Below are 23,777 nucleotides of genomic sequence, written 5' to 3'. Positions count from 1 at the left end.
ATCCTGTGTCAGGTATGGTTTAAGGGACCATGCGCGCGAGCCGGATGCTGTCGATCCTAACCACCCTCCAGGCGAAGGGGCAGGTCACTGCGCCTGAACTGGCGGAAGCCTGCGAGGTGTCGGTGCGGACGATCTATCGCGACATCGACGCGCTGGCGGCGTCCGGCGTTCCCGTCTACGCCGATCGCGGCGCCGAGGGCGGCTATCGCCTGCTCGACGGCTACCGGGTGCGGTTGAACGGCCTGTCGCAGAACGAGGCGGAGGCGCTGTTCCTGGCGGGATTGCCGGGTCCCGCGGCAGCGCTCGGGCTGGATGCGGCGATGATCGCCGCGCAGAACAAGCTGATGGCCGCGCTGCCCGCCCATCTGCGCCAGGATGCGAGCCGGATGCAGGAGCGCTTCCACCTCGACGCGCCCGGATGGTTCGGCGAGGTGGAGGAGCCACGACATCTGCGCACCATTTCCGGTGCCCTGCTGCGCGGGACGATGATCCGGATCCGCTACCGGAGCTGGCGCGCGGAGAAGCAGCGCCGCGTTGCGCCGCTCGGTCTCGTGCTGAAGGGCGGGAGCTGGTATCTCGCGGGCCTGGTCGACGGCACCGTGCGCACCTACCGCGTCGCGCGCGTGCTCGACTGCACGGCGCTCGACGACCGCTTCGATCGTCCCGCCGATTTCGATCTCGCCGCCCATTGGCAGGCCGCGACGCTCCGTCTCGAGGCCGAGATGCATCCCAACGTCGCGGTGGTGCGGCTGTCGCCCTTCGGCGTCAAACTGCTCGACGCCTTGAGCCAGCCTTACGTCAAGGCACGCACGCAGCTCGAAGACACGGCCGATGCAGATGGCTGGCGCATCGCCAGGGTGCCGGTCGGCAAGACCTCGTGGCACGCCGCTGCCGAATTGCTGCGTCTCGGGCCCGAAGCCGAAGTGCTGGAGCCGGCCGATCTGCGCGAGAAGATGACCGAGCTGACACAGGCGATGGCCACGCGTTATCGCGCCTCGTCGCAGCAGGCGGCGCCGGCGCTGCGGAGAGCCTGATCACGTCGCTCATTCCGCGGCGTCAGGCGATGGCCGCGAGATATCGGTCCACCGACGCCGCGAACGCTGCCTTGGCGCCGGCGGCGATGTTGCGGCCCCACCAGGCGCCGTAGATCCGATCGAACGCAAGCGGCGCGACCGTTTCCGCGATCCGCCTTACCGCGGCCGCGTTCAGCGGCGTGTAGTTCGGATAGGAATACATGAAGCTGACGAAGCGGCGGTCCATCGCCACCTGCGCGACGTCGCCGGTGAGCAGCGCGCCCTTGCCGTCGGCGCCACGCGCCCAATGCAGCATGGTGGCGCCGGCGAAGTGACCGCCGGTGCGCAGCAGCAGCAGATCGTCCGCGACGCGATGGCTGTCGCCGGTCCACGGCACGATCGACGGATGCGGCCGCGTCACCCACTCCCGATCGTCGGCATGCAGGTAGACAGGCACGCCGCCGAAGGCCTCGCTCCAATCCGCCAGCGCGCCATAATAATGCGGATGCGAAATCGCGATCGCCTTGAGGCCGCCGAGCGATCGCACATGGGCGACTGCCTCCGGCGTCGCCAGCGGCACGCAATCCCACATCACGCAACCGTCCGCCACCGGGAGCAGCAGCGCGCGCTGGCCGATCGCGAAGCCCGGCTCCAGCGCGAGGCCGGCGAGGCCGAGATCGTCGCGCCAGACCACGCGATGCCGTTCGGCCAACGTCTCCCGCGTGAGGAAGGTCTGTCCCTTCCAGTTCACATATTGCCGTTCGTCCTCGCAGATCGGACACGATGCGGGCGGGCGTCCGCTATCCGGGAATTGCGCGCCGCAGGTTTCACAAGTCCAGAGAGACATGGCCGTTTTCCGGAACAAGACCGTCACAGAGCTGAGTGGACACCGCAGTCCGGCGATCGCAAGCGCGATCGGAACCAAGGTGCCCAGCGCAGGTTACTTTCGAGTCCATCCCGGCACAACGGCCGGACTTGTTCGCCCGCGCCAGACGATATTCCGATCGGCGGCATCACGTTCAGCGTCTCGATGACAACGCGCGCTTCTTCATCCCGTCTCTGGCCCCTGTACGCCGTCAACTTCTTCATGGCCGACATGCAGTCGGGCATCGGGCCGTTCGTGGGCGTGTTCCTCCAGGAGCGCGGCTGGGCCAGCGGCCTGATCGGCACCGCCATGACGATCGGCAACGTCGCGGGCATGCTGGTCACGACGCCGATCGGCGGCTTCATCGACTCCAGCCGCAACAAGCGGCTCTGGGTGATCATTCCCGGCGCCTGCGTGGTGCTGGCATCCGCGATCATCCTCGTTTCGCAGAACTTCTGGGCGGTGACGTTCTCGCAGGTCGCCCAATCGCTGGCGAGTGCGGCAATCGTGCCGGCGGTGACCGGCATCACGCTCGGTGTCGCCAAGCAGAAGGGCTTCAACGCGCTGAACGGCCGCAACCAGGCGTTCAATCACGCCGGCAACATGATCGGCGCGGCGCTGTCCGGCTATCTCGGCTACAGATACGGCTACGTCACCGTGTTCGTCCTCGCCGCGGTGTTCGGCGCTATCGCGATCGCCTGCGTGCTGATGCTCCCGGCGAAGTCGATCGACGATCGCGCCGCGCGCGGCGGCAAGGAGGACGATCCCGACAGTCCGCCGAGCGGCCTGTCCATTCTCTTCAAGCACACGCCGCTGCTCGTGCTGGCCGTGGCGCTCGCGATCTTCCACCTCGGCAACGCCGCGATCGTTCCGCTCTACGGCCTTGCAGCCGTGGCGGAATCGCAGGCCAACGGCCCGAGCTTCGTGGCGACCACGGTGGTGGTCGCGCAGGGCGTGATGATCGCGACATCGCTGATCGGCATGCAGGTTGCCGGCAAGCGAAATTACTGGCCGGTGATCCTGGTCTCTTTCATGATGCTGCCGATACGCGGCGTGCTCGCCTTCTTCCTGTCGGGATGGTGGGGCGTCGTCCCGGTCCAGGTGCTCGACGGCATCGGCACCGGACTGCAGACGGTCGCGGTCCCCGGAATGGTCGCGCGTTCGCTCAACGGCACCGGCCGCATCAATCTCGGCCAGGGTGCGGTCATCACCGTGCAGGGCGTCGGCGCGAGCCTCAGTCCCGCGCTCGGCGGCTGGATCGCGCAATGGATCGGCTACGGTCCGACCTTCCTGCTGCTCGGCTGCTTCGGTCTCGCCTCAACGGCGCTGTGGCTGGCGTTCGGAGCGCATCTGAAGAAGTATTAACGGCTCCCTCTTACCGCGCGCGGGAAGAGGCGTGGAAGCCTCACGGAAACTCCAGCACGATCTTGCCGAAGTGACCGCCCTGCTGCATCAGCCGCAGTGCGTCGGGCACGGCATCGAAACCGAACACGCGATCGATCACGGGCTTCATCCCGTTGCGCCCGATAGCGGCGGCCATGCCCTCGAACATGCGCCGACTGCCGACGGACAGGCCGATGACGTGCAGATTCTTGGAGAACAGGCTCGGGATCGCGATCTGCTGCGAGAAGCCGGAGAGCACGCCGATCACCAGGACGGTGCCGCCGACCCTGGCAGCCTCGAGCGATTGGGCGAACGTATCCTTGCCGCCGACTTCGACGACGTGATCGACACCGCCGCCGCTCCACTCGGCTGCGGCCTTGCCCCATTCCGGCACCGAGCGATAGTTGATGGTGTGGTCGGCGCCGAGCGCCCTGGCGCGTTCCAGCTTGTCATCGCTCGACGAGGTCACGATCACGCTCGCGCCGGCGAGCTTTGCGAATTGCAACGCGAAGATCGACACGCCGCCCGTCCCCTGCACCAGCACGGTGTCGCCGGGCTGCACGCCCGCCTCCTCGAACAGCGCGCGCCACGCCGTGAGCCCGGCGCAGGGCAGCGTCGCCGCCTCCTGGAAGGACAGATGCGGGGGAATGCGACTGACGCCCTCGGCATCGAGCAGCATCACCTCCTGCAAGACACCCGGCCGCGTACCGCCGAGCGCGCAGCGACGGCTGGTGGCCGACACCTTCCCGTCGATCCAGGACTGGAAGAACAGCGGGCAGACACGATCGCCCACGGCGACGCGAGCAACTCCGTCGCCCAAGGCGATCACCTCGCCTGCTCCGTCCGAGAACGGGATCAGCGGCAGCCTGGAGACACCGCCCTTGCCCTGCACGGTGAGCAGATCGCGATAGTTCAGCGAAGCCGCCCGCATCCGCACCGCGACCTGACCGGGTCCGGGCGTCGGCTCCGGCAGATCGGCCAGCTCCATGCCTTCGATCGACCAGTCGCGCGCGACCTGCCAAGCTTTCATCGCAGGCGCTCCGCCTCAGGTGCCGAAGTTCTTCTGGATCGCCTTGTCGAGCGTCTCGCCGCCGACGAAACGCTGGCGCAGCTCGCGCTTGAGCAGCTTGCCGCTCGGGTTCTTCGGCAGGCTGTCGACGAAGATGACTCGCTTGGGCACCTTGAAATGCGCCATCTGTCCGGCGCAGTGCTGGATGACAGCATCTTCGTCCAGCTTCTCGCCGGTCTTGACCACCACGATCGCGGTGACCGCCTCGATCCAGCGCGGATCGGGCAGGCCGACGACGGCGACCTCGGAAACCGCGGGGATACGGTAGACCATCTCCTCGACCTCGCGGCTCGCGACGTTCTCGCCACCGGTCTTGATCATGTCCTTGACGCGGTCGACCACGGTAATGTGGCCCTCCGCATCGACGGTGGCGAGATCGCCGGAGTGGAACCAGCCGCCGGAAAAGGCCGCCGCGGTCTTCTCGGGGTCGTTGTAATAGCCTGACAACAGATGCGGCGAGCGGTGCACGATTTCTCCGACCTCGCCGATCTTGACGTCCTCCATCGCGACGTTGACCACCCGCGTCTCGACATTCACCACGGGCTTGCCCGCCGATCCGGCCTTGCGGAGCTGGTCCTCGGGACGCAGCACGGTCGCGAGCGGCGCAACCTCGGTCTGGCCGTAGAAATTCCAGAACTTCACGTTGGGCAGGCGGCGCTGCAGTTCGAGCAGCACTTCCACCGGCATGATCGAGGCGCCGTAATAGCCCTTCTGCAAGGTCGACAGATCGGTCTTGTCGAAAGACGGCGAGCGCAACATCGCGATCCAGATCGTCGGCGGCGCGAAGAAGGAGCTGATCTTGTGGGCCTGGATCAACGCCAGAATGTTGTCGGCGGTCGGCTTGCCGGTGATCACGCCGGAGGCGCCGAGATAGACCTGCGGCCCGAGGAAGACGTCGAGCTGGGCACAATGATAGAGCGGCAGCGCGTGCAGGAACTTGTCGTCAGCGCTCATGCCGCCGTCGATGATGCAGCTGACATACTGCCACATCACGGCCTCATGGGTCAGCATCGCGCCCTTGGGCAGGGATTCCGTGCCGCTGGTGTAGACGATCTGCGCGAGATCGCGGCTGTCGACCGAAACGTCCAGGAACGAGCCGTCGGCATCCAGGAGATCGTCGAACGTGGTGAGACCTGCGGGTGGCGAGGCGGGATCCTCGCCCGGCAGCCAGATCATCTTCTCGACCGCGCAGTCCCTGGCGCTCGCGGCACGCGCAGGCTCCACGAAATCGGGGCCGGCCGCGAGCAGCTTGGCGCCCGAGCTCTTCAGAATGAAATTGATCTCGTCCGGATTGAGCATGAAGTTGATCGGCACCAGTACCGCACCGATCCGCGCGACCGCGAAGCGCAGCGCCGCGAACGCATGCGAATTGCGCGACAGCACGGCGAGACGGTCGCCCTTCCTGAGACCGAGCCCGAGCAGGCCGCGGCCGAGCCGGTTGCAGACCGCGTCCAACTCGGAGAAGGTCCAGCGGACATTGCCGCAACTCACCGCCATCTTGTTGGGCTCACGGCCCGCCGAACGGCGCAGCAGATCGCCGATCGAATGCTCGCGCGCTTTCGAGATGGTGGCTGCGATGTTGCCGGTCATGTCCGTCCCCTTGAATTTTCCGTCCGCGCGCAAGTCGACAAGACGCGGGTCAGGCCCCTGCAGCGATGCGAGTTTCGCGTTTCGACGAAAACTAGTCGGCACCATTGTCCACGTCAAATCGGCCGGCTCACCGGCGCCGTGACGCAAGATTTGACGCTTGGCCAGGGCAACCCTAGGCTGGGGGATAAATCATAAATAAAAGGGGGAAATATCCATGTACCGGAACGCGTGTGCCGCTGTTGCGGCCGGGTTGCTTGCTGCATTTCTCGTCGGTCCGTCGTCCGCCCAGCAGGCGCCGCTGAAGATCGGCGTGCTCTCCGACTTCTCCTCCGTCTATTCCGACATCGGCGGCATGGGGAACGTCGAGGCCACCAAGATGGCGATCGAGGATTTCGGCGGACAGATGTTCGGCAAGCCGATCGAGATGGTCAGCGCCGACGTGCTCAACAAGCCCGACGTCGCCGCCTCCCTCGCGCGCAAGTGGTGGGAGACCGAGAGCGTCGACATGATCATCGACATGCCGACCTCCGCGACCGCGCTCGCGGTGATGGAGCTGTCGAAGCAGTACGAGAAGATCCTGATCGTCACGGATGCGGCGAGCTCCGACATCACCGGCAAGTCCTGCTCGCCCTACACCGCGCACTGGACTTACGACACCTATTCGAACGCCCACACCGTCGGCAGCGCGATCGTCAAGAACGGCGGCGACACCTGGTTCTTCCTGACCGCCGACTACGTCTTCGGCCACTCGATCGAGCGCGACACCGGCGACGTCGTGAAGGCGGCCGGCGGCAAGGTGCTCGGCAGCGTCAAGCATCCGCTCAACACGGCGGACTTCTCCTCGTTCCTGCTACAGGCCCAGGCCTCCAAGGCCAAGATCATCGGGCTCGCGAACGGCGGCGGCGACACCATCAACGCGATCAAGCAGGCCGGCGAGTTCGGCATCGTCGCCGGCGGCCAGAACCTGGCCGCGATCGTGATGTTCATCTCCGACGTGCACAGCCTCGGGCTCAAGCTGGCGCAGGGCCTGATCATCACCGAGGCCTATTATTGGGATCTCAACGACAAGACCCGCGCCTTCGGCAAGCGCTTCATGGAGCGCGTCAAGCGCATGCCGACGATGAACCAGGCCGCGACCTACAGCGCGACGCTGCACTACCTGAAGGCGGTGCAGGCCGCCGGCACCCGCGACACCAAGACGGTGATGGCCAAGATGCGCGAAACCCCGGTGCGCGATGCCTTCACCGACAACGGCGTGCTGCGCGAGGACGGCCGCATGGTGCACAGCATGTACCTGTTCCAGGTCAAGAAGCCCGAAGAGTCCAAGGGCCCGTGGGACTATTACAAGGTGCTCGCCGAGGTGCCCGGAGACCAGGCATTCCGCCCGGTGAAAGATGGCGGCTGCCCACTGGTGAAGTGACGGTCACGACGACGACGGACCTGCATCGCAGCACGCGACGCAGGTCCGGACCGTCGGCCTTCTGTCACTGACACGGCGCCCCTTTGTGCGTCGCACAAACAACCAGGCATCGAGATTGCAAATAACCGCCGCCTACACGCAAGACCGGTTTGCATGGACAAGCAAAAGCTCTACGCTCCGAGGCAAGCCGAACCGGGCCGTCCAGCCTATGAAGAACAAGAAGCAGTCCACGAGATAAGCGGGAAACGTTCGCTTGCATCAGCCCGGATCACTCGCCGAACACACCGCGATGTCGCGCGAATGGCGATGCCTGTGAGCAGCGCCTCGTCCCGGCCGACCACGACGCGGCTGACGCGTTCGACGACGAGCATTGTCAGCCCGCCCCATCCGAGACCACTTCCGACACTCCGTCGCGCGAAGGCCGCGGGCGTTTCCAGTTCGATCGCTCCCGGCGCGCAGGATCGGACGAAGGCGCCCGGTAACAGCTCGGCTGCGCTTCCACATACCTATCGCATAGAGACCCAATCCTCCTGATGGACCGCTGACGACCTCGAAGAAAGGCAAGACAGGATGAAGCGCCTTCGTTTCAATCAGCAAGAGATCGTCTTCGCCGTCTTCACGCTTCTGTTCCTGGTCTTCTCGATCTTCCTGCCCGGCTTTCTGACGACGGAGAACATGCTGACGCTGCTGCAGAACGTGGCGGTGCTCGGCATCCTCGGCCTTGCCATGGCGATCGTCGTGATCGGCCGCGGCATCGACATCTCGCTGATCGCAGCCCTGGCGGTCCCGCCCGGGCTGGTGCTGCAGATGGTGCAGAACGGTCACTCGCTTCCGGCTTCGCTCCTGACCGCGGTGCTGCTCACGATCGCCTTCGGCCTCGTCAACGGCTGGCTGATCGCCTATGCCGAGGTCCCCTCGCTGTTCGCGACGCTGGCAACGGGCCTGCTGCTCGCGGGGCTCGGGCAAGCGGCGCTGTTCCAGCTCGACGTCGTGCAGTGGAGTCCGGGCATGGCCGGCTTCGAGCGGCTCGGACAGGGGACCATCCTCGGCATCCCGACCTCGATCGTGATGTTTGCGATCGCCTGCATCGTGGTCGCTGTCCTGCTGCGCCAGACGCGCTGGGGCGCCTATATCTATGCGATCGGTGACAATCCCTACGCCGCGCGGGTCACGGGCATCCCCTCCCGCCCGATCATCGTCCTGCAATACGTCGTTGCCGCGCTGATCGGCTGCTTCGCCGGTCTGGTGATGGCCGCATCCGTCAACTCGATGCCGACCCGTGTCTTCAACTCGACGCTGATCTACGACGTCATCCTGGTGGTGGTGCTTGGCGGCATCGGCCTGTCGGGCGGGCGCGGCGGCGTGCTGAACGTCATCATCGGTACGCTGCTGATCGGCACGATGCTCAACGGCATGACCATCATGGACATCTCCTACGCCGGGCAGAACCTCATCAAGGGCGTGGTGCTTCTGCTCGCCGTCATCACCGACACATTCCTGAATCCGCGTAACGAGGAAACGGCACAACAGGGCGACATCTGATCGCCTCGACGAGACAACGACCAACAACAACCAAGGAGGAAGCAATGAAGCATTTCGTTAGCCCGGCAAAGGCAATCGCCGCCGTACTGGGTCTTGCGGCAATGACCGCACCGGCCCTGGCCCAGCAGGGCCTCGACGAACCGTTCCAGAAGCCGTTCAAGGAAGCGCTTGCCGGCAAGACCGTGGCCTATGTTCCGGTCGCCATGAACTTCGACCTCACCGAGGGCTGGTATGCCGGCCTCAAGAAGGAGCTCGAACCGTTCGGCGTCAAGTTCGTGATCCGCGACGCCAACTGGAACACCAATGCCGGCGCGCAGGCCGTGACCTCGCTGATCTCCGAGAAGCCGGCGGTGATCGTGGTCCATAATCCGGACGTGCAGACCTACGCGAAGCTGCTGCAGCGCGCCGAGAACGAAGGCATCTACGTCATCCAGATCAACATGGGCTCCGCCTATCGCAGCTCCGCCTTCGTCGGCGCCAACTGGGTCGAGATCGGCGAGCGCCAGACCGAAGGCGTGGTCAAGGCCTGCGAGGGCAAGTCGAACAAGATCGCGATCATCCAGGGCGCGCTCTCGGCCGCCGCCAGCGCCTATACGCTCAAGGGTGTCGAGAACGTTCTCGCCAAGCATCCCGAGATCAAGGTGGTGTCGAGCCAGGCTGCCGACTGGGATGCCGCCAAGGCCAAGGCCATCACGCAAACCGTGCTGAAGCAGAACCCCGATCTCTGCGGCATCGTCGGCTTCTGGGACGGCATGGATATCGGCACGGCCGCGGCGGTCAAGGAAGCGGGCCTCACCGGCAAGGTGTTCGTCGCCACCTCCGGCGGCGGCGAGCGCAAGGGCGCTTGCGAACTGGTGAAGTCCGGCGCGTTCGATCTCAACATGAGCTACGACGTGCCGACCCAGGCCGCGCAGATGGCGGGCACGATCAAGTGGCTGCTGTCGTCGGGCGTCAAGCCCGGCTCCGTCAAGGGCTCGGAATACACCACGCTGATTCCGATCACCAAGGAGAACGCCGACAGCCCGATGTCGTGCTGGAATCTCAGCGACCTCAAGAAATAGCCCGGCTCTGACGATCGGGATCCCCGGGGACATCGCCCCGGGGATCCCACTCCCGACAGTCTCCATGCCCTGCTGGAATGCCGATGCGCGACACAATCACAAGCCTGCGTTACCGCTACTGGCCCGATCATCTCCTCGGTGAAATCCTCTCCAAGCGATGGACCGAGACGGCCATCCCCGTCATCCTGCTCCTGATCGTCGGCCTCGCGCTCAGCCGTTCCATCGACAATTTCCTGTCGCCGGCGAGCCTCGCCGACACCGCGCGCCAGGCCGGAGAGATCGGCTTCATCGCGCTCGGGCTGGCGCTGGTGGTCATCGTCGGCGGCATCGATCTCTCCGTCGGATCGATCTTCGCGCTGACCGATTTCTGCGCGCTTTATCTGCTCGACGTGCTGGGCTGGCCGGTGCCGGCGGTTGTCGCCGCCACCCTGCTCTGCGGCGCCCTGCTCGGGGCCGTCAACGGCGTACTGATCGGATATCTGCGGCTGCGAGCGTTCATCACCACGCTGATCACCCTGATCATCTACCGCTCGGCCTACGATCTGCTCATCCAGCGCTACTCCAACGCGATCGCGTCGGCCTTCCCCGACATCCCGTCCTGGGATTTCATCGGCAGCGGCAGCGTCCTCGGCATTCCGACGGTCGCGCTCGCCTACATCGTCATCGCCATCTTCGGTCACATCTTCATGACCCGGCTGCGGCCCGGCTGGCACATCACCGCGATCGGCGGCTCGCGCCGTTCGGCCTACAATTCCGGCATTCCCGTTCGCCGCACGATCGCGCTGTGCTATGTCGCGAGCGGCGTATTGACCAGCATCGGCGCGCTGTTCTTCGCATCGCGGCTCGGCACCGTCGGCGGCGACATCGGCGTCGGGCTCGAGGTGATCGTGCTGACCGCGACCGTGCTCGGCGGCATCACACTCGGTGGCGGCAAGGGCTCGGTCGCGAAATCGGCGGTCGGCGTGCTGATCGTGCTCCTGATCACCAACGGCCTGACGACCATGAACGCGCGCGGCGGCGTCAACCGGATGGCGCTCGCCGGCATCCTGCTCGTCGCCGCGATGGTCGATATCCGCTGGCAGAAGAACCGGACACGCATCATCAGCAAGGTCTATGTCGCGCCCACCTATCACGCGCTGCCGCCCCCGCCCCCAACCGAGATCGGGCAAGGCGGCCCGTTCGAGCAGAACGACAAGCTGCGCGACGTCGAGCTGATCGGGCTCGGCCGCATCGAGGCCCCCGAGGACGTCATTCTCGATCGCCACGACAACATCTATGCCGGCTCGCGCCACGGCGACATCATCCGCTTCTACGCGCCCGACTATCAGAAGATGGAGGTGTTCGCCCATATCGGCGGCCAGCCGCTCGGCATGGCTTTCGACCGCGACGACACGCTCTATGTCTGCATCGGCGGCATGGGTCTCTATCGCATCAAGCCGGACGGCACGGTGGAGAAGGCGACCGACGAGACCAACCGCAGCATGCGCTCGGTCAACGACGACAGCCGCCTGCGACTGGCCGACGACCTCGACATCACCGATGACGGCCTCATCTTCTTCTCGGAAGCGACCGTGCGCTACGAGATGGACGAGTGGCCGATCGACGGACTGGAGGCGCGCGGCAACGGCCGCATCATCTCCTACGACACCAAGACCGGCACGACACGCACCGAACTGCGCGGCCTCAAATTCCCCAACGGCATCTGCGTTGCCAGCGACGGCCAATCGATCCTGTTCGCCGAGACGTTCGGCTGCTCGATCAAGCGCTATTGGTTCGCGGGGCCGAAGAAGGGCAAGGTCGAGGTGGTCATGGACAACCTGCCGGGCTATCCCGACAACATCAACCTCGCGTCCGACGGCAATTACTGGCTGGCGCTGGTCGGCATGCGCAGTCCCTCGCTCGACCTCGCCTGGAAGATGCCGGGCTTCCGGCGCCGCATGGGCAAGCGCGTGCCGGTGGACGAGTGGCTGTTTCCGAACATCAACACCGGCTGCGTGGTCAAATTCAACGAGCAGGGCAAGATCGTCGAATCGTTCTGGGACCTGCACGGCGAGAACCATCCGATGATCACCTCGATGCGCGAGCATCGCGGCTATCTCTATCTCGGCGGCATCCTCAACAACCGGATCGGCCGCTACAAGCTCGAGAACGCCGATCCGAACTTCGTCCAGTACGACAAGAGGTGGGGGAAGCTGTCGTGATCGCAGCCGTCAGGGAGTTCGCCAACCGCTTTCTCGGACGCGGCGACGCCACCATCACCGTGCCGTCGTTCGACGGCGCCTTGAAGCCGAACCAGAAGCTGGAATCCGCCGAGACCGTGCTGACCTGCGAGGCGCCCGAGGACCTCGCCACCGATGGGCGCCATCTCTTCGTCGCGGACGGCCGGCGGCTGTTGGCGCTGGATGGCGGCGCGACATCGGAGATCCGTAGTTTCGAGCGGCCGATCTCGGCGCTGTGTGCCCTGCCCGGCGGCGGCCTCGCGGTCGCGCTGGCGGGGCGCGAGGTGCGTGTCTATGCAAATCCCGGGGCCGAACAGCCGAGCGTGACGTTTGCCGATGCCGCCTTCAATGCCGTCAACGCGCTGGCGCTGGCGGGCGACAACACGCTGATCGCGACGGACGGATCCGCAACATGCGGCGTCGACGACTGGGCGCGCGACCTGATGGAGCTCAACCGGACCGGCCGCGTCTTCAGGCTCGATCCCGCCACCAAGGCCGTGACGCCTTTGGCCAAAGGACTCGGCCATGCCTTCGGCGCCTGCGCGCACGGCAATGGCATGCTGGTGAGCGAGAGCTGGCGTCATCGCGTGGTGCTGGTCGCGCCGGGCGCATCGCCGAAGACCGTGCTCGCTCACCTCCCCGTCTATCCGTCGCGGCTGACGAAGGCGTCAGACGGGGGCTACTGGCTCACCGCCTTCACCGCGCGCACCCAACTGATCGAGTTCGTGCTGCGCGAGCCGGCCTATCGGCGCCGCATGATGGCCGAGATCGATCCGGCCTATTGGGTCGCGCCGCGCCTGCGTTCGGGCTTCTCCTTCAAGGAGCCGATGCAGGGCGCGCACATCAAGACCATGGGCGTGATCAAGCCGTGGGCGCCGCCGCGCTCCTACGGGCTCGTCATCCGCCTCAACGCGGACGGCCAGCCGCTCTATTCGCTGCACAGCCGCGTCGACGGCATCAATCACGGCATCGTCGCGGCGGTCGAGATGAACGGCGACCTGGTCCTGATCGCCAAGGGGCCGGGCCGCATCCTGCGGCTGCCGCTCGCGGGCCTTGCCGAGGAGTTCGGTCAATGAGCGACATCATGCTCTCGCTGCACAAGGCCACGAAGCTCTACGCCGGCGTGCCCGCCATCGACGGGGTCGACTTCGACCTCCGCCGCGGCGAGATCCACGCGCTGGTCGGCGAGAACGGCGCGGGAAAGTCGACGCTGACCAAGGTGATGGCGGGCGTGGTGACGCTGACATCCGGCACCATGACGATCGACGGCGCAGACGTCGCACCGCGGACGCCGCTCGAGGCCCGCAATCTCGGTATCGCCATGGTGTTTCAGGAGAACAGCCTGGTGCCGACCATGACGGTCGCGCAGAACCTGTTTCTCGGCCAGGAGAAGTTCTACAACCGCCTGCGCGGCATCTACATCGCCGCGCAGCAGTTCCTGCAATCGCTCAATTTCGACGTCACGCCGACCGCGACCGTCAGCGGCCTCGGCGCGGCAAAGAAGCAGATGGTCGAGATCGCGCGCGCGGTCCTGCACCGGGCCAAGGTCATCATCTTCGACGAACCGACCGCCTCGCTGACGCCCGAGGAGAAGAAATACTTCTTCGATCTCGTCCGTGATCTCAAGAAGCGCGGCGTCTCGATCGTCTTCATTTCGCATGCCCTGGAGGAGGCCCTGCTGCTGGCGGATCGGATCACGGTGCTGCGCGACGGCAAGCACGTCGTGACCGACGACGCCGCCAAATTCGACCGCGCCGCGATCGTGCAGGCCATGGTCGGCCGCGATCTCTCCAACACGCTCTACGGCGCGCGGAAGAGCCAGGTGCGGCCGGCCGGCGCGCGCGTGCTCACGGTGCAGAACCTGAAGATGGCGCCGATGGTGAAGAACAATTCGCTCTCGGTATTCGCGGGGCAGATCACCGGCGTGTTCGGCCTCGTCGGCGCGGGCCGCACCGAGACGTTCAAGATCGTCTCCGGCGTGCTCAAGCGCGATTTCTTCCACGGCGGCGAGATCCTCCTGCACGACAAGCCGGTGCGCTACCGGGTGCCGGCGCCGGCGGTCAAGGCCGGCATCGCCTACGTCACCGAGGACCGCAAGGTCGAAGGCTTCTTCGAGACGTCGTCGATCGCTCGCAACATCTATCTCGGCCTGCTGTCGAAGTTTCCCAAGGGCCGCATGCTGCTGTCGCGGCGGGAAACCGACACGGTCGGCAAGACCTGGATCGAGAAGCTCAGGGTGCGGGCGATCGGCGACCACGGCAAGGTGGTCGAGCTCTCCGGCGGCAACCAGCAGAAGGTCGTGATCGCCAAGTCGCTGGTGCAGGAGCCGGACCTGATCATCTTCGACGAGCCGACCCGCGGCGTCGACGTCGGCGCGATCGTCGAGATCCACGAGCTGATCAACCAACTCGCGGACGAGGGCAAGGCGGTGGTGGTCATCTCGTCCTACCTGCCCGAGATCATGGCACTCTCCGACCGCATCCTGGTCTCGCGCCAGGGCAAGGTGGTGGAGGAGTTCTCCGCGCTCGACGCGACCGAGGAGAAGATCATGTACGCCGCCATCCACTGAGGCGGCCGGAGGAGGCGCGCGGAGAGCGGGTTGAATCGTCGTCGCGCTTCATGTTGCTGTTCGAGCGAGCCGTCTCCGCAAGGCTGCTGCACGCCCTCAGGATCGTACGCTAGAGCTTGTGACCCTTCTGGCGCAGCGCCTCGATCAGGCGCTGCTTCAATTCGTCGGCGGCCTTCTGGCTGGCGTCCTGGCCGATCTGCGCGCTCGCCTGCGCTAGCGCATCGGACTTCTCCAGAAGTTTCTGTCCCGCCGGCTGGGCGTAGAAGGCCTCGATCTGGCGCAGCTCGTCGACGGTGAAGCTGGCGGCATAGACGGCGGCGATCTGGTCGACCATCGACGTGAAGAACGGGGCGTAGAGGTCCGAGCCGGGAGCCGTCATCGCGTCGTAGTCGTGCTCGATCTCCGGCCGGTCCTGCGCGACCACCGGCCTCAGCTTGAGCAGGAGCTGCGGCAGCACCGCGCGATACTGGTCCGCGATCTTCAGCGTGACGACGAGCTTGCGCGCCGCGGCCATCGCCTCCGGCGACGGCGCCTGCGCGGACGCTGCGGAGACGAGGAACAGGACGACGCCGACGACGGTCAACAAGCCTCTGGACATGGACCTCTCCATGAGATTGCGGGCGGGCGGCACGATGGCTTCAGCGGTTCGCGGGCGCGGCGGCGGCGGTGACCGCCGGATCGGCGGCGATCCCGGAATCCTCGACTTCCGTCACTTTCACGAAAAGATTGGGCACGCGATCCGTGCGGTCGAGCAGCCAGGCCGCGCCGATCATGACGGCGATGCCGGCAAAGGACACCGCGAGCTGCTCCCACACACCCTTGGTGTATTGCGTCAGGATCCAGTGCGCGGAGAACGACAGGAACACGCCGAGGCAGAAGATCGGCAGCGAATGCTGGCCGCAGAGGATCACCGGCCGCAGCGCCGGCGCATGCAGCGCCTTCCATTTGCGCGGAATGAAATGGGTGACCCAGAGTGCCAGCGCGAGGAAATGCGTGAAGCGCAGCATGTCGAGATCGGTCTTGTCGATCGGGTAGATCGCCTTGATCATCCATTTCGGGATCAGGGCCTCAAGCGCGTGGACGTGCCAGGTCATCACGATCAGGAAGGCGAAGGCGAGCCATGCGGCGGCCAGCGCCATCGCCGTCTTCGACCACACCCAGCCCGCGATCCGATCGATCTGGCCGGTGCCGCACCAGGCGGCGAACACGAACATGAGCTGCCAGCAGAACGGATTGAAATACCAGGTCGTGCCGGGCGGATAGGAGGCGACGTTCCAGTCGAACCAGCGCGACAGCACATAGAGCACGACGGATGCCGCGAGCGTCAGGTTCGGCCGGCGCACCAGGCACCACACGATGAAGGGCGAAGCGAACACCAGCGCGATGTAGAGCGGCAGCACGTCGAGATTGACCGGCTTGTATTTCAGCAGGATCGCCTGCCCGATCAGCTCGTCCGGATGCGCGAGGAAGTTGAACACGTTGAACTCGTGCTCGTACATCGGATTGTCGAAGCGCCGCGCGGTGCGCGCGATCTGCGCCGTGAACAGCAGGAACAGCATGATGTGCGCGACATACATCTCGGCCGCGCGCCGCCACAGCCGCTTGAGCGCGGCGAGGAACCAGCCGCCCGCGACGATCGGCCCGTAGATCCAGCCGACGAGATAGCCGGAGATGAAGACGAAGAACTCGGCGGCGTCGCTGAAGCCGTAATTGCGCAGGGTGAGCCAGGCGACGACGTCATGCGGGATGTGATCGAGGAAGATCATCCACAGGCCGACGCCGCGGAAGAGGTCGAGCCGAAGGTCGCGCTCGACCGGAGACAACAATGCCGCCTGGTCCCGTATGATCATGGCCCCCGCCTGTTCCGGTGGGCGTCGCGCCGTGGCGGCGCCGAAAAATCGGATGCTAAAAAACCTGAATCGAAAGGTCACCTGCCCGTACGGCTGGTGCATCGACGGTAGCCCACATTGGTGCCGGCGCAAGAGACTTCGGCATCACGTGGACCGCGCCGCCGGACCACGCTACCGCCGGCCCGGACGGCATGGCCCGCGAAAACATCGAAAACAACCCCATGCACAGTAGAACCGGCAGGCCAAGTCATTGCAACGGCGGCGAAATCCGGAAGTCGCGTCGGGCAGAATCGGAGCGGTGAGGCACACGGGCGGACGGCATCGTGTCAGGTCAATCCCCGGGCAAGCATCTCGTCCAGCATCGCCTCGGCCTTGCGCCGCAGCGGCAGGGCGGCGTTCTCGGAGGTGATCGCGATGGCCGCGCGCAGCGCAACCAGGATCGCCGCCTTGTTCGCGGCATCCGACGGCGGCGTCACGACGGCCTCGCCGAACAGCGCCTCCGCCTCGAGACCGGAGAAGCCCTGCTGGCGGGCGGTGTTGCGCGCCTCGCGCAGCATGTTCTGCGCCGCCTGGACGTCGCCGAGGCGCCAGGTCGCCAGCGCGAGGTAGATCGAGCTGCGCAGCACCGCCGACGTGTAGCCGACCGCCTTCGCCTCCTCGCGCGCCTCGGCCAGCATGCCGCGCGCCCGGTCGAACAGCCCCTGCTCCAGATAGGCGATGCCGAGGTGACAGGCGAGCACCGGCACGAACAGCCGGATGCCGTGCTTCTGCGCCAGCACGAAGCCGTCCTCAAGAATGGCGGCGGCCGCCGCCGGGTCGTTCTGGCCGAGCTTCAGCCACCCGCCGCTATAGGCTGCGGCCACGCGGTCGTAGGGGCGGCCCGTCTCCTCCGCGATCGCCGCGGCCTGCTGCTGGAGTTGCTGGGCGACATCGAACTCGCCCATGACGGTGTGGGTGAAGCTCTTCATCATGCAGCAGAGCAGCAGAACGTATTGCGGCGTGGTGCTCTTCGGAGCCTCCGGGCTCGGGCCCGTCAAGCGGGTACAGGCTTGAGCAAAGGTGTGTTCGGCTTCACGATAGCGCCCTGCCAGGAAATAGGCCTGGCCCAGGCCGTACTGCGCGACGTTGAGCCATCCGGCGTCGTGCCCATGCTCCGCCAGACCGACGACCTGCTCGCCGATGGCGACGGCTTCCGGCGGCGTGCCGTAGAAATTCTGGGCGGCCGCCCTGACCGTCATCGCCGCGATCTTGCGTCCGGTATCGTCGATGGCGTTCGCCCGCCGCTCGGCCTCCTTGCCGAGTTCGAACCATTCGGCAACCTGACCGGATGCCATGAAGGCCGAACGCGCCTCGATGCGGATGTCGACCGCACGCGTTTCCCGCAGAGCGGACGTTGGGGTCATATCCAACGATTTCATGGCGGTCTCGAAGTAGTTGGCGGCATCGGCGAATGCCGAGCGCACCAAACATTTCTGAGCCGCAGCCCTGCCGTAAACGAAGGCCCTGTCCCAATCCTTTGCGCGTGTCGCGTGGTAGCAGAGCTTGTCGGGATCGTCGGTGTCGATGCCGCCTTGTTCCAGCGCGAGAAGAATGCGCGAATGAGTGCTCTCGCGCACCTTTTCAACCATCGATTCGTAAGTCACTTGACGGACCATCTCGTGCCGAAATTCGAGCGAGTCTTCCAGCTCGCTGTCGATCCTGACCAGCAGTTCGGCCCGATCGAGCCCCACGAAGCAATTCTGAAGAGCAGCCTCCGGCAATTCCGCAACCTTGCGCAATATGGCTTCGCTCGATCGTGGGCCCAGCGCGGCCGCGATCTGCAGAACCTGGCGCTCCTGTCTCGATACGCGATCGAGCCGCGCCGCGATGACCCCCTGGATGCTCGTGGGAATACCGAGTTCGTCGATGGGACGAACAAGGGCGAGATCGCCCCATTGGCCGCGAAGCGTGCCGTTATCCTTCAGCCCGCGACACACTTCCTCGATGAACAGGGGAACGTTGGCGGTATGGGAGATGATCCGGCTTTTCAAATCAGCATTGCCGGAAGCGCCGAGCATATCGCCCAGCATGGCCTTCCCCGAATCGTCATCCAACGGCCGCACCGCGATGATTTCAGCATGGCAGCGCCCGATCCATATCGGCATACCGTTCGGCCTGCTGGTGAGAAGCACGAGAAGGTTGGGTGTTTGGAGTGACGCCAAGGCGGCAATCACCGTGTCGCTGGCGCGATCGATCCAGTGCAGGTCTTCAATCAGCAGCACCGTGCGCTGGCGATCAGCCATGTTGCGGACGATCGCACAACTTGCTTCGGAGATGGCCCGCCCGCGCGCATGAGGCTCCAATTCATCCCATTGCGAATCGGAGATTGGCCGGTCGAGGACCGCGTCAACCGCGCATCGTTCGATCGGCGCGAGCCCGATGCGGGGATCGTATGCACCGTCCGGTTCTTTGGCCGCGGCTTCGAGGGTCGACAGCAGAACCCGCTTCAGCGCGCTGAACGGTGCGCTCTGCAAGTTCGGACTGCACTCGGCGTCGATCAACCGCCAGCCCTCGACCTTGAGGCCCTGGACGAATTCATGTGCGAGGCGAGATTTTCCAATGCCTGTATCGCCAAGCAAAAGCACGGTCCGGCGACCGGACCCGACAGCTTCCGCGGCGGATCTCAGGAGCGCCCGCTCGTTGGTCCGATCGACGAACCGGGAGACACTTCGCGCGCGTCGTACCCGCCAGCTCGAAAGATCGCTTGCGCCGAGAATCCGATAGACCGGCAGCGGCTCATTGAAGCCGCGCAACGACTTACGACCGAGGGATTCGAACCTGACGTGTCCCTCGGCCAGTTTCTGACACGCTTCCGACACGAGGATCTGGTTCGCCTCCGCAGCGGATTCCAGCCTGGCGGCGAGATGCTGGGCCGCTCCGCCGATCTCGTAAACCTTGGAAAACTCGCTCGCGACCATGTAGGCGACGACGTGTCCCGAATGGATACCGACCCGCACCTGTAGTCCGGGATCTCCGAGGCTTGCCACGCGCCGGATGAGTTCCAGCGCAGCGTGGCAGGCCAGCGGCGCGTGGTTGTCGTCGGCGATCGGGGCGCCGAATACCGCGGCGAGCCCGTCGCCGAGCTCCTTGCTGACGATCCCCCCGAACTGACGCACCGCCCCTCGCATCGCGGCGAGGGCCGGCTCGAGGCGAGATATCGCCTCCTCCGGCTCGAGTTCGGAAACGAGCCCCGTGGACTCGACCACGTCGGCGCGAAGAATCGTCACAAACCTTCGCTCACTGTCGGGATCGACGCGCTGACCTACGGCCGTCCCACATTTGGCACACCAACGGTCGCCCGGGGTGATCGTTGAGTGGCATGTAACGCAGTGCATTTTCGGGCTTTCGAGGAGCGCGGCGCGGTCCGCATGACTGGCCGCCCGCAGCAGCATACAAGAATACCCGACGGAGATTGCTTAGCAATCGGCGTGTCACCACCTCGACAGGGCGCAACCAACCGTCGGTCTTTGGATGGACGAAATGCGCTTCCGGGTGGTAACTTGGCTCCACATGGCACAGACAATCGGTTGGGGGCTTCCCGACCGACCATATGACGGAATGTTACGCCAAAATGGCGGCAAAGAATTTCGGAGGGCTACGCGATGGGTGCTCGAGTCTATAACGAAGATCCGTTCAAGGATTTGATGAACGACAATTATTTCCCCCTGGAGAATATGCAGAGGAGCGTGGATATCCTCAAGGCGTCGGAGCACATCCACCTGCCGACGCTGGAGTACGGCCAGTATCACCTGATCCTGACATCGGCCGACAAGTGGCCGCAGGGCAGCGCCAAGTATTGGCACAAGGAGAAGGGCCGGGCGCGCGTCGACCTCAGCACCCAGCCCAACACCGTTCCATTGTCCAAGGACGAGCCCGGCGTCATCCCCCTGACCCGCTGCGATCTGCTCGATGCCTGCGTCCGGAAATGCTTCAACTCGGAGCCGCCGATCCCGATGAAGACGAACATCATCACGCACAAGGCCAGCGATGCCTTCGCGCACCGGCATGAGATCCGACTGGAGTGGGACTACCAGAACGGCGAGGACAAGGCTCCGACGCTGCTCCATCTGACGATGGTCTGCCCGCACAGGCCCTGATCGTCCCCCGGTCCGGGCGCGACACCTTCGCGCCGGTGAAGAACGGCGTTCGTCGCCGATTGCGCTTCGCGACGGACAAGACTCCTCTTCCTGCAGTCGACCTCGGGCGCCGTCGGGCGCCCGAACCGCTTTTGGAATGCCCGACGGGCGCTGCCGATGCCGGATCGTCCCCGGCCACGCCCCTCCGTCATGGGACTGTTGCACGAAGGTGATCCGCTACCTGCAGGTGTGCAGGCGAGTCGCTCCCGCGACGCGCGCCGTTGCGCGTGATGGCAGGAGGCGCCAATGCCCGTCGGGTTGCTGGAGGTCGGAGGCACCATTGATGTCAGCCAGTTCTGGCCGGAGGGCCGGTCGGATGCCGACACCACCAAGGTCGTGGTGAACGTCGCACCCGATGCGATCCGCTTCCGCAAGAACGACGACTCGCCGTTCCAGCCGACACGCGTGTTCGACAACGCCAAGGTCAGGGGCCGCACCGCGACGGCGCCGATCAAGAACGGCAAGCTGACCATTCGCCTGCAGGGCATCGACGCGCCGGAGCTGCACTACCAGCCGTCGCCGTTGTCGGCCGCCGAGAAGAAGGGGCTGACGGACGCCAAGCGGCAGGCCTATCACGCCGTCACGCATTCCTACCGGCAATTCCTCGGCGCGACCTCGAGCAAGGCGCTGCACGATTTCCTCGCCGGCACCGGCGAGGCCACGATCGCCTGCCGGGTGTTCACCCATGTCGACGCACCGAACGAGGTGTTCGACACCTACGGACGCATGGTCGGCGACATCGAGGTGAAGGTTTCGGGCAAGACCGTCGACATCAACCAATGGCTGGTCGAGCAGGGCTTTGCCTATCCGACGTTCTACTCCTCGATGAACGACGACGAGATCAAGACCTTCCTGGCGCTCAGCAAGGCCGCGCGGTCGAAGAAGCTGCCGGTCTGGAAACATCTCGCCAGGACCGTTCCGGCGTTCGATTTCGACCTGCGCGAGCCGAAGGTGAACGAGACCGCGGTGCTTGCGACCGACAAGGGCCCGGTGATCCTGCCCAAGCTCTACCGCCGCTACACCAACTGGTCGGCGCGCAAGAAGGCGAAGGTGACCAGCCAGACCTTCCAGAAATTCCTGGCCGAAGGATCCGGCGGCAAGCCCGACACCTGCTACGAGATCGCCGATTTCCTGGCGAACGGCGTGCATTCGGCCACGCCGCGGAATTTCGCCGATTTCGTCGAGGGCGGGACCAAGATCAAATTCCAGCCTGACAGCCTGGTTTTCGGCGAAGCGCCTTCGACCCTGGTCGGCGCGGACAACAAGCCGATCACGGCGTTCTAGGACGCGTCTTCAAATCATCGGCGATGTCCGCTGCGGCCCGACACCGATCGCCGTTGCGCCGTCGCCGGATCGCGATGGGCCCAAAGCGAACCGCGAACAGGCCCAACGCGTATCACCGCCGGCCAGACTGCCGCCGGTGACGCATGTCGCCGAAATCGATCAGCTGCGGCTGCGTGAAGGTATCGGCGGTGGACACGGCAACCAAAGCCGATGGCGGTGGCGTTCCGGCCTGCAACCACTGAAAATCCCGACCATGCACGATCGCAGCGTCTGCGCGCGGCGGATCAAACGTCCAAGTGCGGGAGGTATTCCAGACGGGCGGTGGGCTGTCTTCTCACTGCGCGCAGACGCTCGACAAAGGCCGGGACCGGGCCACTATCGGACGCGCCGTGGTCAAATCACCACAGCCGATCAACGCTCATTCACGCGCTGAACGCATCTCGTTCGGCGTCATGTCGTAGGCCTGGCGGAAGACGCGATAGAACGTCGCGAGGCTGTCGAAACCGCAGGCAAAGACGATTTCCGCGACGGGCCGTTCCGGCTCCGCCTGCAGCAGCCGGCGCGCCTGCGCGACCCGCATCTTCGTCAGGGTCCGCGCGAAGGACAGCCCGGTCGGCTCGAACACGACGTGAACCTGCCGAAGCGAGATCCCCAGCTCCTGCGCGACCATCGCGGGCGACAGGTCCGCCCGGTGCAGATCGCGGGCCAGGATGGCGCGGGCGGCATGCAGGCAGCCCGAGCGAAGGGCCGCGCGGCTTTCCGGCAGGCCCGCGGGCAACCGGCCGCGCAGGAGCATCGCGAGCCTTGCGACATTGGCGACCTCCGCGGCGGGGTCGTCGATCTCGGATCCGGCTTCCGTCAACGCTTTGAACAGGGCCGCGAACGGCCTGAGATAGGGCGCGCCGGCGGCGCATCTCTGGGCAACGAGATCGCGGGCGGTCGCACCGAGCAGGACATCGCCGGTCAGCGGAATCTTGAGCATGCGGTAGACGAAGCCGTCCTGCCGAACCGGTATCGCGCCGAACGGCAGATCGGAATGGCTGATGGTCAGGTCGCCTTCGTGGACGAGCTGGACGCGATCCCGCCCGAAATCCATCCAGCCCGGGCCGCGCACCTGATATCCGATGCAGAGACTGTCGCCCGACACCCGGGCGATATCCGCCTCGGTCCGGCGGACCTCATAGGACGAAGCCTGCATGTCGGACACGATGGCGTTGCCGACGCCGCGCGCCGAAAACCGACCGTAGAAATCGGCACGGCGTTCGCGCGGCAGCTCGATGGTTACGCCGAACAGGCTCTTGCCACGGACTTCGCACCAATGATCGAAGCGCTCGCGAACCGGCACTTCGTCGGTCGTAAAGGTCAGCATGCGATCACGAGCATCCGTGACAGTTTCTTGTTCCCACACGCGTGATCGCTCACGCGCGGTGCTTGGCGCTTCTATAAGCCGCCGATCGCGCAGGAATCAAATGATCGGAAACATCGCGAGGGAAGCGATGACATGCACGCAACGCATCGCGGACAATCGGCCGGTCCGGTCGCGCACGGCCGCTTGACGGGCGTGCCGCGACTCCGGCTCCGGCCCCAGCAGCGCGGCCCGAGACGCGCCGGCGACGGTGTCCCAAAACAAAAATGGCCCGCTGAGAGCGGGCCATTTTCGTATCGGATCCGGTGAAATCCGAATTTGGTTGCGGGGATAGGATTTGAACCTATGACCTTCAGGTTATGAGCCTGACG

At 65.4% G+C, this 23,777-nt stretch carries 17 protein-coding genes; 10 read left to right on the top strand and 7 right to left on the bottom strand.

The genetic code is table 11. The features are described from left to right. The first annotated feature begins 29 nt into the window (after positions 1-29). Positions 30-1,034, top strand: coding sequence for a helix-turn-helix transcriptional regulator (locus QM712_RS24225; RefSeq protein WP_415025666.1), 1,005 nt, complete (start codon positions 30-32; stop codon positions 1,032-1,034). Between the two features lie 22 nt (positions 1,035-1,056). On the opposite strand, the gene QM712_RS24220 is transcribed toward QM712_RS24225, so the two are convergent. Next, positions 1,057-1,860, bottom strand: coding sequence for an MBL fold metallo-hydrolase (locus tag QM712_RS24220; protein WP_415025665.1), 804 nt, complete (start codon positions 1,858-1,860; stop codon positions 1,057-1,059). Between the two features lie 183 nt (positions 1,861-2,043). Between QM712_RS24220 and QM712_RS24215 the strand changes: the two genes are divergently transcribed. Next, positions 2,044-3,243: an MFS transporter gene (locus QM712_RS24215; RefSeq protein WP_415025664.1), complete on the top strand. Its 1,200-nt coding sequence runs from the start codon at positions 2,044-2,046 to the stop codon at positions 3,241-3,243. Between the two features lie 40 nt (positions 3,244-3,283). On the opposite strand, the gene QM712_RS24210 is transcribed toward QM712_RS24215, so the two are convergent. Beyond that, a complete protein-coding gene (locus QM712_RS24210) occupies positions 3,284-4,291 on the bottom strand; it encodes a zinc-dependent alcohol dehydrogenase family protein (RefSeq protein ID WP_415025663.1) in 1,008 nt (335 codons plus the stop codon). Positions 4,292-4,306: 15 nt separating this feature from the next. Further along, positions 4,307-5,920, bottom strand: a complete 1,614-nt coding sequence (locus QM712_RS24205) for an acyl-CoA synthetase (RefSeq protein ID WP_415025662.1) — start codon at positions 5,918-5,920, stop codon at positions 4,307-4,309. 214 nt (positions 5,921-6,134) lie between these two features. Between QM712_RS24205 and QM712_RS24200 the strand changes: the two genes are divergently transcribed. The 6 genes from QM712_RS24200 (at position 6,135) to QM712_RS24175 (ending at position 14,731) form a co-directional block, all read left to right on the top strand. Continuing rightward, the gene (locus tag QM712_RS24200) at positions 6,135-7,340 is read left to right on the top strand and encodes an ABC transporter substrate-binding protein (RefSeq protein ID WP_415025661.1); all 1,206 of its coding nucleotides are present in this window, start codon (positions 6,135-6,137) and stop codon (positions 7,338-7,340) included. Between the two features lie 570 nt (positions 7,341-7,910). Then, positions 7,911-8,882 (top strand): ABC transporter permease, encoded by a 972-nt coding sequence (locus QM712_RS24195; RefSeq protein WP_415025660.1) that lies wholly within the window; start codon positions 7,911-7,913, stop codon positions 8,880-8,882. 44 nt (positions 8,883-8,926) lie between these two features. Beyond that, positions 8,927-9,943, top strand: coding sequence for a sugar ABC transporter substrate-binding protein (locus QM712_RS24190; RefSeq protein WP_415025659.1), 1,017 nt, complete (start codon positions 8,927-8,929; stop codon positions 9,941-9,943). A 77-nt stretch (positions 9,944-10,020) separates the two neighbouring features. Continuing rightward, a complete protein-coding gene (locus tag QM712_RS24185; protein WP_415025658.1) occupies positions 10,021-12,144 on the top strand; it encodes an ABC transporter permease in 2,124 nt (707 codons plus the stop codon). Then, positions 12,141-13,238: an SMP-30/gluconolactonase/LRE family protein gene (locus QM712_RS24180; protein WP_415025657.1), complete on the top strand. Its 1,098-nt coding sequence runs from the start codon at positions 12,141-12,143 to the stop codon at positions 13,236-13,238. Before QM712_RS24185 ends, QM712_RS24180 begins: the two co-directional genes overlap by 4 nt. Beyond that, positions 13,235-14,731, top strand: a complete 1,497-nt coding sequence (locus tag QM712_RS24175) for a sugar ABC transporter ATP-binding protein (RefSeq protein ID WP_415025656.1) — start codon at positions 13,235-13,237, stop codon at positions 14,729-14,731. Before QM712_RS24180 ends, QM712_RS24175 begins: the two co-directional genes overlap by 4 nt. Positions 14,732-14,840: 109 nt before the next feature. Here QM712_RS24175 and QM712_RS24170 read toward each other — a convergent pair whose 3' ends face one another. The 3 genes from QM712_RS24170 to QM712_RS24160 form a co-directional block, all read right to left on the bottom strand. Then, a complete protein-coding gene (locus QM712_RS24170) occupies positions 14,841-15,329 on the bottom strand; it encodes a DUF2059 domain-containing protein (protein WP_415025655.1) in 489 nt (162 codons plus the stop codon). A gap of 40 nt (positions 15,330-15,369) precedes the next feature. Then, a complete protein-coding gene (locus QM712_RS24165) occupies positions 15,370-16,581 on the bottom strand; it encodes an OpgC domain-containing protein (protein ID WP_415025654.1) in 1,212 nt (403 codons plus the stop codon). Positions 16,582-16,907: 326 nt separating this feature from the next. After that, entirely contained in the window at positions 16,908-19,955 is a 3,048-nt protein-coding gene (locus tag QM712_RS24160; RefSeq protein WP_415025703.1) for an ATP-binding protein, read from the bottom strand. Positions 19,956-20,222: 267 nt separating this feature from the next. On the opposite strand from QM712_RS24160, the gene QM712_RS24155 reads away from it, so the two are divergent. Together QM712_RS24155 and QM712_RS24150 are read left to right on the top strand one after the other, a co-directional pair. Further along, positions 20,223-20,717 (top strand): hypothetical protein, encoded by a 495-nt coding sequence (locus tag QM712_RS24155; protein WP_415025653.1) that lies wholly within the window; start codon positions 20,223-20,225, stop codon positions 20,715-20,717. A 285-nt stretch (positions 20,718-21,002) separates the two neighbouring features. After that, entirely contained in the window at positions 21,003-22,040 is a 1,038-nt protein-coding gene (locus tag QM712_RS24150) for a thermonuclease family protein (RefSeq protein WP_415025652.1), read from the top strand. A gap of 418 nt (positions 22,041-22,458) precedes the next feature. Here QM712_RS24150 and QM712_RS24145 read toward each other — a convergent pair whose 3' ends face one another. After that, positions 22,459-23,409: an AraC family transcriptional regulator gene (locus QM712_RS24145; protein WP_415025651.1), complete on the bottom strand. Its 951-nt coding sequence runs from the start codon at positions 23,407-23,409 to the stop codon at positions 22,459-22,461. Positions 23,410-23,777 lie beyond the last annotated feature (368 nt).

It is taken from the genome of Bradyrhizobium sp. (assembly GCF_047605465.1).
Lineage (GTDB): Bacteria > Pseudomonadota > Alphaproteobacteria > Rhizobiales > Xanthobacteraceae > Bradyrhizobium.
The sequence above is the reverse complement of the archived record's forward strand: the minus strand, read 5'-3'. Positions and strand labels throughout refer to the sequence as shown.